The following is a 15,669-nucleotide window of genomic DNA, read 5'->3' as shown; positions in this document are numbered from 1 at the left end:
ATCTTGATCCCAACTTAACAATCAAGATGCCTGCTCCATGTGGAAAAATCAAAACGGCTACAGTGAAGAAGATCCCCACGGATTGGAGTTTCACTTTATATTTGTCATTCTTGTATCTTTGTTTCTACGTTAACCAGTACAGCAGCTACAATACTTTCATATGGATTCAAAGTTATTACTACAACTTTAGCTTTATTATTTTCATCTATAAGTCGTTTCAAAATTTAAACCTTTAATTTTATTTGGTATCACTTCAGTGTCCAACAAATGGATTGCAGGTTCGATGAGGCAAAAAAACAATGCTGCAATTTAAAAACTTCAATTGCAGCATTGTTTCTATTTTGGTCCCGCAAGTCGCCCGATAGCTGATTACTTTCCATCAAGTTGCCCTTTGGCGCGCTCAATCATTTTTCGCTTTTGAATCTGTTCTTGTGTGAGTTGTAAAGTTAGCTTTAGCTTCTGTGTCTTCTCAGCTTGTTGAAGTGCAATGATGACTGCTGAAATTAAGCTAACTTCAGAAACTGGTTTCACTAGATAACCCATAACATTATCTTGCTTAGACTTTTCTACAAATTGTTTTTGACTATATGCAGTAATCAACAACACTGGTATATCCAGTTGACGACCAATAACCTCACTTGCTTTTAAACCATTTAGTTTTGGCATGTCTATATCCATTAACACAAGATCTGGTTTTAATTTATAAGCAAGTTCAATCGCTCGATCCCCATCTCCTGCTTCTCCGACTACCTCATAACCGTGATTCCAAAGCATTACTTTCAAGTCCAGTCTGATAATTGGTTCGTCTTCAGCAATCAGTATCCGTTTTTTCATAAAACATCACAACCTTTCTGAACAGAAAAAAGGATTATCGTATAATTCATGTCATAAACATTGTTTTTCTTGCATTAAACGGCCCTATTCAACAGACTTTAAGTAAATCACTATCTTTTGTTACGTTACTGCCATTATTAAAGCGCAACAGATAGTTACTCGACGTCCAAGATTTACATGTAATCACTCAAAAACAGGATACCTGTTATCTTTACTTGTTGAAATTTCTTTGCTGAGCAAAAGAAACGCCTGTACACTTAGCAAGAAGCATTTGTTCAATCAACTCAGATAAATAGGCACCCGCTTCAAGTGGTGTCAGTCCATCTTTATGAATATTTGAAATTACCGTCCGATCGGCTTCAACCGTTTTTTCAGTAGGTCGGTATATCATATATGCACTCAAGCTTTCATCTGTATTTAGACCTGGCCTTTCACCAATCAATGAAATCACTAGGTCACAATCAACAATAGCAGCTACTTGGTCTTGCACCCATACACGTCCTCGCTTAATAAAAAATGGCTTAGCGACGCTGATATTTTTTAATTTTAACCCTTGTATTAAAGCAGGCAATAAATTACCTACATTGGCTTCCACAGCCGAAGAACTCAAGCCATCACAAACAATAATTTGCACATCTTTTCGTTTATCTCCGTTTTCATCAAGAAACTTAACCGATTCATCTGACAGCTTTCGACCAGAATCTAAATCCATTAAGTAAGATTGCATATCACGAGCATTTGTCTCCAGCTTATGCAACCCTATCTCCCGAAGAAAATCATCACTTACACCTCTTGATACAGCATCCTGTGCAGCTGCATGATCAATTAAAAATTGTAAATAGCTTGTTGTCAACATGCGGGTGCCAGTTCGACCAATACCAATACGGGCAGGTGTAATACTTTGTGCTCGCTCAATAGATGCAGCATTATGCGGTTCTACAACGCCATTTATCCGTTTTTCTGGAAAATCTATTATCTCTTCCGTTCTTTGATCGCTATTGGCATTTGGCGAATTCAAGTTTTTCTGTACTTCTTCTACTACTCTTTGAACAATTTTTTGAATATTCATTGTATCCCCCTTCCCTTAATCAAAAATTGATAAGTCTCCCGCACGTTTTGTTAGCTTGCCATTTTCCATCAGGTCCATTTTTTCCAGCCATTTTTCAAATTCTCGAAGTGGTCGGAGTCCTAGAATCTCGCGTAAGCTAGCATCATCGTGATAGCTTGTATCTTGATAATTAAGCATAACATCATCCCCACCTGGTACGCCCATATAAAAATTCGCGCCTGCAACTGCTGTTATTATGCCAGCCACTTCCTGATCATTTTGATCGGCATTCATATGATTTGTGTAAGTGGGCGCAATTCCCATTGGCAAGCCATGCAATTTCCCCATAAACCCATCTTCCAAATCCGCTCTAATTAATTGGCGACCATCATACAGTGTCTCCGGTCCTATAAAGCCGGAAACAGTATTGACCATGAAAGGTTTCCAGTGGCGTGCATAGCCGTAGCTTCTTGATTCAAGCGTTTGCATATCTACACCATAGTCGGCATTTAAAGATACCTCCGAACCTTGGCCTGTTTCAAAATACATAAAGTTCGGGCCTGTTGATGTACCATAACGAGCCATCATCTCATATCCCTCATCAAGAATTTTTTTCGATATACCGAATGCTTCGTTGCCTTTTTGTGTGCCTGCTAAACTTTGAAACATAAGTGCGATAGGTGCCCCCTGTTTTAGTGCTTCCATTTGTGTTGTGATATGGGCCAAAACACAATTTTGCGTTGGGATTTGCCATTTCTCAATAAATTCATGTGAGATTGTCAAAAGACTTTTCACGGATTCAACCGTATCTACATTCGGATTAATACCAATAACCGCATCACCTGCTCCGTAGGATAACCCTTCTTTAATTGAATACAAAATTCCTTCTGGAACATCATTTGGATGATTTGGCTGACAACGAAATGCCAAGCGGCCAGGCTCCCCTATTGTAGTATTACAATGTGCTTGATATTTCATTTTCTGGGATGCAAGAACAAGATCAATGCTTGACATAAGCTTGGCAACAGCTGATATCATTTCACTCGTCAATCCCCTCGAAAGCCTTAATAATTGATACGCACCTGTATCAGATGACAAGATATAATTTCGCAGTTCTCCAACTGTCCAATTTTGAATATCTTTGTAGATCGTGTCGCTAATATCATCATAAATCAAGCGTGTTACTTCATCTAACTCATATGGAATAACCGGATTCTCATAAATCTCTTTCAGCTGCATCTCACTAAGTACTACTTTTGCTGCCATACGCTCTAGGGATGATTGTGCTGCTATACGCGCCATCACGTCCCCAGATTTCATTTCACTTGCTTTTGCAAGTACCTCCCTTACCGACGAAAACGTATAGTGAGTTCCTTTTACAACACAGGACAATTTCATCATTTAACACCCCTTTTTATGTTAAAGATTGCAATTAACGAAAAAAAAGCGCTTTCACAATTCCCTGAAGAAATTTTCTTCAGGCGTGAAAGGCGCCTTTGCCTCAAATATTATTTTGGTTCATTTTACACTATTCGTAAGGATTTTGTAAAGAGAGCTTCCTCTTTTCGAAAATAAATACCTGTTAGATTAGAGCTCAATCCTTTTCTGCTCATTTCCGCTCGAATTGCTCGCTACGGACAAGACAAAAGCTTCCTCGAAATCTTGTACAACTAAATTTCTTTGGGGTGACTTGCTTTGAATTCTCTACGCTACAATGAATTAGTTTCACTAGTAGCTACTACTAATTTATTTTAACTGATAGTATTAACTAACGTTGATAGCTATTAAATCGGAAAGGTTATCGAAACTTTTGTGCCTTTGTCGGACAGTGGGAATGACAGAACCCCTTGCAACCTCTCTTCCACTAACATATTCACAAGATGTAATCCTAAAGAAGACATATCGCCTGTGGAAAAAGAATCTCCTATCCCACATCCATCGTCCATTACGATAATAGTGGCCATTTGTTTTCGTTGCCTTAAAATTATTTCAATATTCCCGCGATTCAACGCAGGAAAAGCATGTTTTATGCTATTTTGAACCAACTCATTGACAATCAGTGCAACAGCTGTTGCTTTGTCGGGAGAACAGAATACCGATTCCCCTTCAACAGACACAGCAATATCTTGACCTGGAATAATGGATGAAGAGACTAGCAATGTAGAAATTTGTTGTATTAAAAATTTAATATCTGCTTCCTCAATGCCGCGCTGTGCCAAATAATCATGAACCAAAGCCATACTGGATATACGCGATATACTGTCATGAAATACCTCCGTTACTTCCACCGAATGACACCGTTGCATTTGTAATCGCAGTAAACTAGAAATAACTTGCAAATTGTTTTTGACGCGGTGATGGATTTCCTGAACAACAATGGCTTGATATACACTTTGCTTTTCCTCACTATTGGTCGCATTTATAAGTTGCTCCATATTTTTTTCGTTCTGTACTTCTTGGGAGATATCCCTTTCTTTAATTAACACGGCAATGGTCTCCCCACCCAGATCTTTTATAGGAATAATGTCTTGTTGCATGATTCCACGCTCCTCCGTTATCCCTCTTGATTTAAAAATTGGTTTGCCAGTTTTTAAACTAAATAATACACCTGGTTCCGTTTCTTCAAATGCTATATGCCCTAACATACTTTTTTTATACAAAGTAGGCGTCGTAGTAGGTTTTGCTTCAGCTACAACTAAAGATGCATTGTCTTTTTTCAACAGACAATTAATAAATATATCTGCTTGAGAAAGGTCAGCTATTATCTGCAGGTTCTGAGCCGCAACTAAAATAATTTCACACTGTTCATTTGATAAACCGGTTAAGTGGTTTAAGTCTAAAATTTCTTTCATGACCTATACGTCCCCTTTTTCTAGTTTTCAAACACTATAGCAAAAACAAAAAGTGTGTTCAATGTAACAAACTAGTAAATCGATTTAACATATCTAGGAAGAAGAAATATAAATAATGAACGACAACAATTAGAAGTGCTGACAATGGACCAAATAGTGCCTGAAGACCATTTCGTACGCAAATTGTAAGCTGCTATTGATCTTAATTTTATCTATCCATTAGTAGCATATCAGGTCTCGAAAATACTTAATGTTTACAGTCACAGTCACTTTTCTTTTCAACATAGAAGCATCTATATGAGCCCGTTGCTTTCTACTACGGCGGACGCTTTTCGCAGGCATGGCTTCAGTCTCCTCGTCACTTCGCTTCTGTGGGGCCTTCATTCCATGCTATTCTTTGCAGAAGTCGCCGCCTGCGCTCCAATCAACTAGTGTAATGTCTATAAATAATTGCGGTGATGGCTAGAATGAACCTGTCTTTGCGGATGCCAAAGAAGGCATGGTATATGTTGAAAAACCTTACGAGGGATACAAAAATTGTTTCAAAAGGTATTCGCAATGTGATTATTTCGAATACCTTTTGTCATCAATCTGAAATGAGCTTAGACTGATTAACGAAAACCCTCGTTAAATCAATACTCATATCATTTGATAAATCCTATTTTAAAAGTTATTTTTCCGTTTGCGAGTGTAGCTTCAGCAGAATAGCCTAATTGCTCTGCAAGACTTTTAACTGTTGCAAGTCCAAGCCCAGTACCTGAAAAATGCTTGTCACGAGAACTTTCTCCGACATAAAAAGGCAGCCATATTCTAGAAATATCTATAAGAGTTGTAGCATTACTAATTTCAAACACGCCATTTTCTTCAAGGGAAATATCTATATCATCTCCTGAAGTGTATTTTACTGCATTACTAATCATATTCTCTAAAATAAAATGGACTTTTTCCTGCTCTGTCTTCAGTATGAATTCAGTAGCATCCGTTTTAAGTTGAATTATTTTATCCCCTTGTATCGGTTGATAACTATTCACTATCTCTTGTATTAACTCAATTAAATCAAAACTGGTTTTTTTAGAATCGTTTTCTTCCGTTTTAGCAAAATAAAGCATATCTGTAATTATTTTTTCCATTCTATCAACTTGCTTATTAATAACTGTTAGATAAGTCCCATCATCTAAACCGTCTTTTATTCCACTCGAATACACCTTTATCAGGGCAAGAGGCGTTTTAAGCTCATGTGTTAAACCTATCATAAATTGCTTTAAATCAATGTTGCGTTTTGTTAATATCTGTTGCGCTGATTCAAGTGCCTTACTCATTTTATTGATACTTCTCGCAAGTTCCTCGATTTCATCACCTGTTCGAATTTCAGCCTGCTTAAAATCCAACTCCCCAATTTCTTTTGCCACTTTTTTAAGTTCATTTAGCGGACTTGTTAGTTTTCGAGATAGAATGGCTGTAACTACCATAATCACGAATATACTAATGGCTAAAAGAATTAGGTTAAATCGATTAATAAAATAAGCAATGTCAGTAAATTTAGCCATAGAGGACCCAATCATCATTAGCTGGTTACCTTCTTTTGCATAATGCACAATAAAACTAGACTTTTGTTTCCCTTGATCATAAAGCTTGCCCACAATTTTATCTTCAGCCACTTTTTGTAATACTTCATCAGAAACCCAAAATTTATTAAGGGCAATATGTTCTTTTGACAGTTGTTGTTTTAAGTTTTCATTAAGGTCATTTATATTATCATCAAGCGATACTGAAAGTATCGTCACATCAAATTGACGCTCCACCAAGCTTTCATCATCATAATTCTGATAAGCGACCAAAGCATTCGTTACTTTTTGGTTCAATTGATAGAGATAAAATTTTGGTAGAAAAAACTGGCTCACCACAAGAGAAATGCTAAAAGTGATGATTACAACAAGCGTGATATAAATAGTCAATTTTGTTCCAATTTTATGTTTCATTCGCTTGTACTATATCCAACACCTCGATGCGTTTGGATAATATCCTCTCCAATTTTTTCCCGCAGGCGCCGAATATGTGTGTCTACCGTTCGTGGATCACCCATATAATCCATACCCCAGATCAAATCTAGCAGTTGATCTCTAGTTAATATTTGTCTTCTATTTTGACTAAATACACGTAAAAGTTGGAATTCAGTTTTTGTTAAATCTAATTCTTTTCCCTCTCGCCAAACGCGTTGGCTTGAGATATCGAATGAAACATCATTTAGTCGTTGAACGGATTCCATTTGCAGTAATTTTTTCACTCTCATAATTAACACCTGTGGATAAAATGGTTTATTTACATAATCATCTGCACCATCAGATAGAGCAAGGTATTCATCTTCTCCTGTGTCTCTAGCCGTTAGAATTAATACTTTAATTTTTTGTGTCTCCTTCATCTCGCGACAAACTGTAATGCCATCTTTTTCTGGCATCATCCAATCCAAAATGGCCAAATCAATTTTTTCATGATAGAAAATATCAAGGGCCTCTGCTCCATTTGTAGCAGTAAATACCGTAAATCCTTCCCTTTGAAAATAGCTCTGCAAAATCTTTAACATGTCTAGTTCATCATCTGCAATAAGGATATTCATTTTATCTAACTCCTACTTGTCATATTTCCCTAAATTATACTGTTCGATAATAGCAATTAATTTTTCGGGATACAAAGGATCTGTGGAATAGTGGCTTTTTTTCAATGCATAGGCTGCCTCTTGATAATTTGTTGCAGCAAGTACCTCATAATATTGTTGTTCATTCCAACTCGTTCCCTCTAAAATTAATTTGCTATGGTCAATTAACGCATTTTTCCAATCTGGATAAGCTCTAAATTCAGCTTCTATTGTATAACTTTTATTATTCTTATATTCAATCGTAGGCATTTTTACAGACTTTCCTTGATACCGTCCTTTTATGCCAAAAAGGTTATTTGCGTTTACAGCCAATTCACTTTTGCCAAAACCCGATTCTAAAATAGCCTGAGCTATCGTTACACTGGGTAACATGCCACCTGTTTGTTGGTTTAATTCCACAGCTACTGTTGCAATTTCATCTATAAAATGAAGTTCTTCTCTACTATCTTTGAATAAAAATCTCCCCAAACAAAGGACAGATAATATACCTAAAATGACTACTAGTAAAATTATTGATGTTTTTTTAAAATTAATTTTGCTCATTGTTGAACCTCGTTTCAAATGGTTTAATTTCTTGTATCTTAAAACAAGAATGTTACATTCATTTGACAAAATTTTTTCTGGAATAAGTTTTTTAAATGTTTTATAGAGAATGAAAGTCAAATAACGGAAATATCGTGTAGTTCGAATATTTGCAGAAAATCAACCGATGACATATATTATTCAAACCATTAGAAATCTATTAGACTCGCAGGCTGTTGGAAATGATCTGTGGTTGTCAATCGGTTGGATGGTGTTATTGATTTCATATGTTTTTGGATTGAAGGTTTATAGAAGAGTCTAAAGAGTCATTACTGCAAAAAAGTCACTACTTTTTTGAGATTTTCACAACATGTTTATTAATAAGTTGAAGCTACATGTGAAGAATAAATTTATATGAAAAAATCGAGAATAAGCATGTCTAATGCTTGTTCCCGATTTTGATTCTATTACTTTTAGATTGGTTAATTTATAGCGAATGATCTTTTAAATACTGAATAAATGGATGCTCTTCAATATCTGATTTGCGTGTACAAATACATAAACTTTGCTGAATATGTGCCTGTTCAACATACACCCGCGCTAGTTTCCCATTTGTTATACCTTCTGTCACACTATAGGACGGTGCTAAAGTTACCGTACCCTGCTTCCGCATCGGAACGAGTCATGAATATTGTAGCTTGTGTATGCTTAATTTTTGTATTTTTTATTGTACTTGGCAGTAATAAATTTATGGTAAAAGACATAAAAGACAGGAACAACCAATAAATAAACTCATTCCGTTTGTGATTTCAATATATGATGGTTGTTTTGGACCAGGCTCAGCTCTTATGAATATAACCTATTACCTAAAAAATCAATATATCTATATAAAAGCAGTTGAGTTAACAAGAATTATTACGTTTTCAAGTTGTACAGGTGCCTTTCTTTTTTACTACTTTACGGGCATTGTTAATTGGGGATCCAATTAGTGAGGAACAGATAGAGTGATTTATGTCAATAAATCTGATACGACCTGAACAATCAGCAAGAAAAATATGATTGGTAATAGAACTTGAATCCACTTTGTTTTGATATAAGGTATTATCTTTAAACCTAAGAACGAGCCAACAATAGAGCCAATTGAAACAGGAATGGCTAAGCCGTATACCCTAAAATGGTTAATAAAAAAGGAACACTTCAATAGTTGCAACTATTATTGCTGATGAGATAATTGCTATATAAGAAGGAACAAACATAAAAATCTAATCCAAAAACTTCTGGATTTTTAATGCGCTTGTTGTGACAACGATTGTTGCGGTGTTTTTAATTTTAATTAAAGATAAATAAAAACTTCTGTAATGGATACTTATAAGAGATTACAAATTAGAACGAGGCTGCGACATAACTAGTCAATAAGATAGAAAAGGAGAAATCGAACGACATCGATTTCTCCTTTTTCTTGTTTGGCCAAGCCACTCTGTTTTCTTTACTGTCTTTCTCTGTTAATAGCCATATTTTTCAAAAGATTCACTACCATTAATAAAAGCCCATTTCGTTTTCAACTTTTGTTTTTCCACAGACAGAAAATCGAACTAAACGTTGAACATATATTGTTTAGAATCATCTGTTTATTTCACTTTTAAAGGTATCGTTTCTGATTGGTTATCCCATTTTATTTTTATCTCAACCTCTGTACCTTCAACTGCATTTGAACATCCTTTGGCCATTGTAAAAACGCCATTTTTATCTAACGAATCCGATCCAGAAGTTTCTAAATCGTGAACAATAGTATATTCAATTTGTTTAGGAATAGGTTTATCACCTATATATCGAATATAACCACTCGTAGCACCACATTTATCATTTTTAATTTTGTCGTAAGATACCACAAACTGTACTTCCCAGTTCTCATTTTCCCCTGAAAAAGTCATGACTTTAGGCATACAACCAGATAAGAACATAATACAAAATAAAATGGTAAAAATTTTAAACTTCATCTTTTACACCCTTTCTAAATGTATTAGTTTTAGGTTATCACTAAATAACCAAAATAGTTAATAAAAGTATATACTAAATAATTGGTCATTAAAATACTACGAATTTAGTAGTATTTTAATGACCTTTGTAAAAACAATTTTTTAGGTATTTAGATAGATTACTAGTTTGAATATTCGATTAGATTCCGCAAAAAGAGATTGAATATTATAAATATTTACATTATTTACAATAGGTATTATAATTATAACTGGATATAGTTGATAGTTATTATAAATATTACAAAAATAGTTAGTATAGATACATATTTTGTATTCATACTTTTTTGATTATTGATAACTGAAATCATGATATCCAAATTAAAATAAAAGGAGTGTAAGTGTATGAAAGGTTCAAAAATCCTGGTTATGTTACTTAGCACCATCTTTATTTTAGTAATTGGCAGTTTAAGCAATAATGCTCTGGCTACTGAAATTGCAAAGAAATCTTTTGTGAAAAATTTTGAAATGATTCAATTATCAAATGATGTAATACTTGAAAAAGCATTGAAAGGCGAGTTAGTCAACAATGAGCATACACAAGTAATTGTTACTGATGATATAGAACAACATGTAAAAAAGGTTTTGATTGATAAAATTCTTACTGAAGAAACACTTTCAAACGGAGATGTAATTACTAAAAATTCATCAGAATTATCAATATTCGTTATTGATCCAGAGAAGGCAACAAATGAACAAACTGAATCAGCCGCTATCACACCATTAGATACGACTGACACGCAAGGGCCAACTGGCTCAACTGTTGCAATGAAAATAATTTTAAACTATGACTCGATGAATTTGGGAGGATATAATACACGTAAATTGACTAAATATACAGTAACACCTCTTCAATTCGATTCACAATGGCACATGACTTATTTCGAACATAAGGCAGGAAATTATGGAACTGGATGGAAATCAGACGGGACAATGTATGTTGCTACTGAAACAACAAACCTTATTCCAGTTACAACTATTGTTTATAATTCGAGTAATACTGTCACTACGAACTTTTCGAAATATACAGCTCTTAACAGTGATATTATTGGAGGGTCAAAAGTTTTAGGTGAGTTTAAATATAGACGAGGTACAGGGACAATTAGCACATATGAATTTGATTTTGGTTGGTAAATTTCATTAATCAAATACGCCCTCCAAATAGGTTTACTTTTAAATAGTGACTTTTAGGAGGGCATTTTGATTTATTCTGTTTAGTAAACTTTTCTTCATAGAAGGAACAATTTATGTGGATACAGCTGAAAGTCAAGCGTAATTAAAGGTAGTCTTTTTATTTTTGGTATCTGTTTTATAACTTGGAACAGTTTTGCAACCCCAATCTTACGAAAATATATTAGTAGAATTAGCTGTTGTCTATATAAATCTTGATGACAAAGAAGTTGCATTAAAACTATTTGAAGACTTTAGGGTTCAAGGTAATACAACAAGCACAAATGTCTTCTCCCATAATCAGTTGCACTTAAATCATTCGATATTCCTTAACAAGAACATTTATTTTGCATAAATTACAAAACTAACGTTCTTGTTTGTAAAAAAATGCCCATGCTCAATTAAATAAAATAATATACTACCTACCCAATTCCATACAAAAAAAGAATCTTGGGGACATACTTAAATCAATCTCATCAAAAATAAAAAAGAAGAAATCTAACTGAATGCTTTTTTACTTCTTTTCATTTAGGCAATGGCATTTAAAAAAGCTGCCGCCTGTAAAATACAGGAAGCAACTTCAACTAGAGTAGCTGTTGTGATCTGTGGAAGATACAGTAAATAATTTAATTTTCTATTAGTTTTTTTGGCATACTCATTTTTTGATATGCTTCTTTTTTATTGTGGTTATAAAACTGGGGTTGAGAAGGATTCTCAACCCTAGAAGTTACATTTTTCAGCACTATTTTATGCTCCTTCACTACTTAACTAAAGTATTTGCAAGGTTTTCAAACAACTCTATATAAGTCTGAATTGATTCATTTGTGTAAGTATCTGCAGGTGCATAAATAATTTGTTTTTTAGAAACAGCAGTTGTTTTTTGAAGAGCAGGTGCGTTAGCAATAACATCCTGAGCAGGAACTGCATTTTCTTCACCAGAGATTGCAGCATCACGATCTAATACGAAAAGCCAATCAGGATTACTTTGCGCAATAGCTTCAACAGAAACTTCATCACCTTTATGATCTGAAGTAGAGTCGGCAACTTCTAATGCTGGTGCCCAACCGAAAATTTCATACATTGGTCCCCAAACACGTCCAGAATGAGGAGCTGAAAAACCAATATCCCCACCACCAACGATAACACTCATCACTTTATCTGTTCCATTATAAGCAGACCTTATTATGTAATTTATTTCGAAAATGATGAAGTCTATAGATTGAAATGGATAGTAATTGCTAGCCATCCTAATCACTATTGATAATCATTTTCATTTAACCGTTCTGTGAATCAGTATAGTCTTTAATACTGTGAAAATTTTGTGAAAAATGTAAGATGATAAATAAAGTTAATTTTTCACATTAAGTATTGGATACAAGAAAGTAATGCGTGAAGTATTCTTTTTATAGTTTCCTTCTCTTCAATATCTTCCAGAAACTGCTTGGTTATCACATTTAATAGAACAAAAAAACGAGCAAAACTGGTTGAAACTGTTTTTACTCGTGTTTTTACTCGTGTTTTTTCAATTATGTTTAATATTGATTACTGTGACAAACTATACTTTACCTAGTATATTACTTTTACCATTCAATCATTGAATAACCCCTGCCATGTATTGTTTGAATATATCTGTCTTTCTTTTCGCACTTTAGCTTTTTTCTTAAATATCCAATATATAAATCCACTACATTTGGATTTACTGCTACGTCATATCCCCAAACCTGGTTCAAAAGCATTTCACGGCTCAATATTGTATTTTTATTCTTAATTAAAAATACAAGTAGGTCATACTCACGCTTAGTAAGCAGGAAATTCTCTCCATCTTTTGTCACAATATTGCGGGATGCATCCACGAAGATATCTTTAAACCGAAAGAAATTAGTCTCGTTTGTCTGGATACCTTCCCCCCTTCTTAAAACAACTTCTATCCTTGCTACTAATTCTTCTTTCACAAATTGAACTCACTGCTCTCCATTGGATTTATGTTGTTTTCATTGTTTTAATTATAGGTTTTATGGTTAAGCGTCGCGATACCACCCTCATTTGTATACTTGGCATTTTCATGCTAGCCATTGTTGCTACCGGCGATTTAACTTCTTCTATAAGTGGTGTGTTTAACAGTTTTATCTATGCGATTACTGAGCTTTTGTCGACCATCCTCATTATTTCCATTATTGTTGCGATGAGTCGCGTATTAATGGCATCTGGTATTAACGAGGTCATGGTTGCGCCATTTACAAAAATCATTAAAACACCGACGCTAGCTTATTGGACGATTGGAATTTTAATGATGTTTATCTCTTGGTTTTTCTGGCATTCTCCTGCTGTCGCGTTATTAGGGGCCGTGCTGTTGCCCGTTGCTATACGTGCAGGTTTGCCAGCACTTGGCGTGCCAAACGCCAACAATAGAATCTTTTTAAATACATAAAACAAGTGCTATATTAGAAGACATCAAAATGGCTTAGGAATATCTCCTAAGCCTTTCAATCTTCTTTTAGTGTCCAACCCAACTTGACCCTATGCTACTTTTGCACAGGTACGCTTAAATATATTTGATGGATGTTCATGTGTAACAATATGTTCAGGTTTTAATACTTCTGAAATCCATAACGCAAGATTGCTGTTACGTGGATTATAATGTTCAGATATTTGATTTATTTGCCATTGTGGTAATAAGTCAATCGGAATATCACAAACAAAAATGGTAGGGATTCCGGTATTGGTTAGCATTATCGTGATATTCCCCATATATGCCTTTATCTAATTGTCCAGCAATTGCGGCAAGGTATTCACTCTCCAACATAAATAGTGTCCACTTCCGTTGAGTAGTTCTTCCTTGAATAAGCTAAAATAGACATGTTTGAAATCAGAAACTTGTGTAAAGTGATTGTAAAGTTATTTAATTCTGATCTAAAAATAAGAGCCTCGCTACAAATCATATTGTAGTAAGGCTCTTTAAAGTTGTTTAATTTCTAACCATTTAAATGTGATTGTAGAAAAAATCAATAATAAAGTTGTTTAATTCTTGTTCAACTAAAGCACTCGTTCGTATTATAAGGTCAGCCAGAGTAATCTGGTTGACTATTTTTTATTCAATTTATAGATTGATAGTAGCCGGGGTCGAACGGAAGCACCCGTGGGACTAGATCCCGACAACTAAACTGTTCGCCCTCTACTTGTTAACACATGATTAGGCTGGTTGGGACATTACGATCTCGTATAACAAGCGAAGATATGAATAACAAGCTAGATAGAGGTTACCGGTCAATACACTACCTTAGGAGGAGATAAACTATGAATCCAGTAGTTGGTCTGGATGTCGCAAAAGGTGAAAGTCAGGTTCAAATGTTCTTGGATAAAAAAATGCCCTATAAAAGCAGCGTGAAAGTTGATCATACGGTGGATGGATTGGAAGAGTTACACTCTTATTTATTAGATTTAGAGCGTCAAACAGGAATGAAGCCACCTGTTGTTTTGGAATCAACAGGTCACTATCATGCCCCAGTTGTACAGTTTTTAGAAGCAAGAGAATACATTGTCATTATCGTAAATCCACTGGTATCTTACCGAGCAAAAAGTTCTAGCTTGCGAAAAACCAAAACAGATGCCATTGATGCTTATCACTTAGGCGAACTGTATTACAAAGAGGATTTAGCGCCTCAGAAAAAGCGTGGTGTACAGTTATTAAACCTTCGGCATCTAACAAGGCAACATGAAAATATGACGGGAATTATGATTCAAACAAAGCTTCAATTTCAAGCCGTATTAGATCAAATATTCCCTGAGTACAAAGGAGTTTTTGGCGATTTATACGCTGAGATTTCCATAAAAACTTTACAAGCTTACCCTACTTCTGAATCAGTTAAAGAAGCAGGGGTAGAAGAGATCGCACAATTCATTGATACACATTGCAAAGCACGTTCGTTTAATTGGGCGCTTGAAAGATCGGAAAAATTAATCGGAGCTGCAGAACGCAATCCATTTCAATCAACTCTTTATCAAAGTCTTCTAGTCAGTTTGAATATGTATATTGATTTACTTCAAGTGTACCACCAACAACTTTCTACGTTGGAGCGTGAGATTGATGAGTTAGCGGCACAACTTGAAGAATATGAATTACTCCAATCAATTCCCGGTATTGGTGAAAAAATCGCTGCAACGATTATTTCAGAAATCGGAGAAATTGATCGGTTTAATCATCCGAAAAAGTTAGTAGCCTTTGCAGGACTAGATCCCAGTGTGTTTGAATCAGGTCGCTTTAAAGGCACGAAAAATCACATTACTAAACGCGGCTCGGCTATGCTTCGCCACATGCTTTATACAGCTGTTCGTTGTTCTATTCGAGATAGTCGGAAAAAGAAAACAACACCTGAAACTATCGCACGAAATAAGCGATTACGAGCCTTCTACGATTTAAAACGTGAGGAAGGAAAGCCATATAAAGTAGCCATTATTGCTTGTGCAAATAAGCTTTTACATTGGATTTATGCGATTTTAAAAACGAAAACACCATTCCAAGAAACCATGTAGTGACAGCATTTTCAAATACAACAAAAA

The 15,669-nt window shown here is 35.0% G+C and carries 12 protein-coding genes and 3 pseudogenes; 3 read left to right on the top strand and 12 right to left on the bottom strand.

The genetic code is table 11. The features are described 5' to 3' along the window. Positions 1–369 precede the first annotated feature (369 nt). From C9J31_RS07245 to C9J31_RS07205, 9 genes are all read right to left on the bottom strand, one after another. Positions 370–834 carry an ANTAR domain-containing response regulator gene (locus tag C9J31_RS07245; protein WP_238602190.1) on the bottom strand — a complete coding sequence of 155 codons (465 nt, stop codon included), beginning with the start codon at positions 832–834 and terminating at the stop codon, positions 370–372. Between the two features lie 211 nt (positions 835–1,045). Beyond that, the gene (gene eutC, locus C9J31_RS07240; RefSeq protein WP_107951064.1) at positions 1,046–1,903 is read right to left on the bottom strand and encodes an ethanolamine ammonia-lyase subunit EutC; all 858 of its coding nucleotides are present in this window, start codon (positions 1,901–1,903) and stop codon (positions 1,046–1,048) included. A gap of 15 nt (positions 1,904–1,918) precedes the next feature. Continuing rightward, entirely contained in the window at positions 1,919–3,280 is a 1,362-nt protein-coding gene (locus C9J31_RS07235; RefSeq protein WP_010858707.1) for an ethanolamine ammonia-lyase subunit EutB, read from the bottom strand. Positions 3,281–3,666: 386 nt separating this feature from the next. After that, the gene (locus C9J31_RS07230) at positions 3,667–4,734 is read right to left on the bottom strand and encodes a sensor histidine kinase (protein WP_107951065.1); all 1,068 of its coding nucleotides are present in this window, start codon (positions 4,732–4,734) and stop codon (positions 3,667–3,669) included. A gap of 644 nt (positions 4,735–5,378) precedes the next feature. Then, positions 5,379–6,713, bottom strand: coding sequence for a sensor histidine kinase (locus C9J31_RS07225; RefSeq protein WP_107951066.1), 1,335 nt, complete (start codon positions 6,711–6,713; stop codon positions 5,379–5,381). Beyond that, entirely contained in the window at positions 6,710–7,348 is a 639-nt protein-coding gene (locus C9J31_RS07220) for a response regulator transcription factor (protein ID WP_107951067.1), read from the bottom strand. Before C9J31_RS07220 ends, C9J31_RS07225 begins: the two co-directional genes overlap by 4 nt. 12 nt (positions 7,349–7,360) lie before the next feature. Further along, positions 7,361–7,930 carry a glycoside hydrolase family 73 protein gene (locus C9J31_RS07215; protein WP_107951068.1) on the bottom strand — a complete coding sequence of 190 codons (570 nt, stop codon included), beginning with the start codon at positions 7,928–7,930 and terminating at the stop codon, positions 7,361–7,363. A 466-nt stretch (positions 7,931–8,396) separates the two neighbouring features. Continuing rightward, positions 8,397–8,582 carry a hypothetical protein gene (locus C9J31_RS07210; RefSeq protein ID WP_107951069.1) on the bottom strand — a complete coding sequence of 62 codons (186 nt, stop codon included), beginning with the start codon at positions 8,580–8,582 and terminating at the stop codon, positions 8,397–8,399. A gap of 955 nt (positions 8,583–9,537) precedes the next feature. Further along, a complete protein-coding gene (locus C9J31_RS07205) occupies positions 9,538–9,906 on the bottom strand; it encodes a hypothetical protein (RefSeq protein ID WP_107951070.1) in 369 nt (122 codons plus the stop codon). 381 nt (positions 9,907–10,287) lie between these two features. Between C9J31_RS07205 and C9J31_RS07200 the strand changes: the two genes are divergently transcribed. After that, complete coding sequence (locus tag C9J31_RS07200; RefSeq protein ID WP_107951071.1) at positions 10,288–11,076, top strand: hypothetical protein; 789 nt, start codon at positions 10,288–10,290, stop codon at positions 11,074–11,076. 796 nt (positions 11,077–11,872) lie between these two features. Here C9J31_RS07200 and C9J31_RS07195 read toward each other — a convergent pair. Further along, positions 11,873–12,292: pseudogene (locus C9J31_RS07195) on the bottom strand (ABC transporter substrate-binding protein); the annotation flags it as partial. Between the two features lie 400 nt (positions 12,293–12,692). Next, positions 12,693–13,067, bottom strand: a pseudogene (locus tag C9J31_RS07190) (winged helix-turn-helix domain-containing protein); the annotation flags it as partial. Between C9J31_RS07190 and C9J31_RS07185 the strand changes: the two are divergent. Continuing rightward, positions 13,067–13,519 (top strand): annotated as a pseudogene (locus C9J31_RS07185) (hypothetical protein); the annotation flags it as partial. The pseudogenes C9J31_RS07190 and C9J31_RS07185 sit on opposite strands and share 1 nt — an antisense overlap. A gap of 110 nt (positions 13,520–13,629) precedes the next feature. Here C9J31_RS07185 and C9J31_RS07180 read toward each other — a convergent pair. Continuing rightward, a complete protein-coding gene (locus tag C9J31_RS07180; protein WP_107951072.1) occupies positions 13,630–13,842 on the bottom strand; it encodes a hypothetical protein in 213 nt (70 codons plus the stop codon). Between the two features lie 564 nt (positions 13,843–14,406). On the opposite strand from C9J31_RS07180, the gene C9J31_RS07175 reads away from it, so the two are divergent. Beyond that, the gene (locus C9J31_RS07175; RefSeq protein ID WP_107951746.1) at positions 14,407–15,642 is read left to right on the top strand and encodes an IS110 family RNA-guided transposase; all 1,236 of its coding nucleotides are present in this window, start codon (positions 14,407–14,409) and stop codon (positions 15,640–15,642) included. Positions 15,643–15,669 lie beyond the last annotated feature (27 nt).

The sequence above is a fragment of the Lysinibacillus parviboronicapiens genome (assembly GCF_003049605.2).
GTDB lineage: Bacteria > Bacillota > Bacilli > Bacillales_A > Planococcaceae > Lysinibacillus > Lysinibacillus parviboronicapiens.
The sequence above is the reverse complement of the archived record's forward strand: the minus strand, read 5'-3'. Positions and strand labels throughout refer to the sequence as shown.

Bases quoted from the DNA above. Each gene is read 5' to 3' on its own strand.
- C9J31_RS07205 (WP_107951070.1), bottom strand. From the start codon at position 9,906: ATGAAGTTTAAAATTTTTACCATTTTATTTTGTATTATGTTCTTATCT.
- eutC (WP_107951064.1), bottom strand. From the start codon at position 1,903: ATGAATATTCAAAAAATTGTTCAAAGAGTAGTAGAAGAAGTACAGAAA.
- C9J31_RS07230 (WP_107951065.1), bottom strand. From the start codon at position 4,734: ATGAAAGAAATTTTAGACTTAAACCACTTAACCGGTTTATCAAATGAA.
- C9J31_RS07180 (WP_107951072.1), bottom strand. From the start codon at position 13,842: ATGCTAACCAATACCGGAATCCCTACCATTTTTGTTTGTGATATTCCG.
- C9J31_RS07200 (WP_107951071.1), top strand. From the start codon at position 10,288: ATGAAAGGTTCAAAAATCCTGGTTATGTTACTTAGCACCATCTTTATT.
- C9J31_RS07210 (WP_107951069.1), bottom strand. From the start codon at position 8,582: ATGCGGAAGCAGGGTACGGTAACTTTAGCACCGTCCTATAGTGTGACA.
- C9J31_RS07235 (WP_010858707.1), bottom strand. From the start codon at position 3,280: ATGAAATTGTCCTGTGTTGTAAAAGGAACTCACTATACGTTTTCGTCG.
- C9J31_RS07245 (WP_238602190.1), bottom strand. From the start codon at position 834: ATGAAAAAACGGATACTGATTGCTGAAGACGAACCAATTATCAGACTG.
- C9J31_RS07215 (WP_107951068.1), bottom strand. From the start codon at position 7,930: ATGAGCAAAATTAATTTTAAAAAAACATCAATAATTTTACTAGTAGTC.
- C9J31_RS07175 (WP_107951746.1), top strand. From the start codon at position 14,407: ATGAATCCAGTAGTTGGTCTGGATGTCGCAAAAGGTGAAAGTCAGGTT.
- C9J31_RS07220 (WP_107951067.1), bottom strand. From the start codon at position 7,348: ATGAATATCCTTATTGCAGATGATGAACTAGACATGTTAAAGATTTTG.
- C9J31_RS07225 (WP_107951066.1), bottom strand. From the start codon at position 6,713: ATGAAACATAAAATTGGAACAAAATTGACTATTTATATCACGCTTGTT.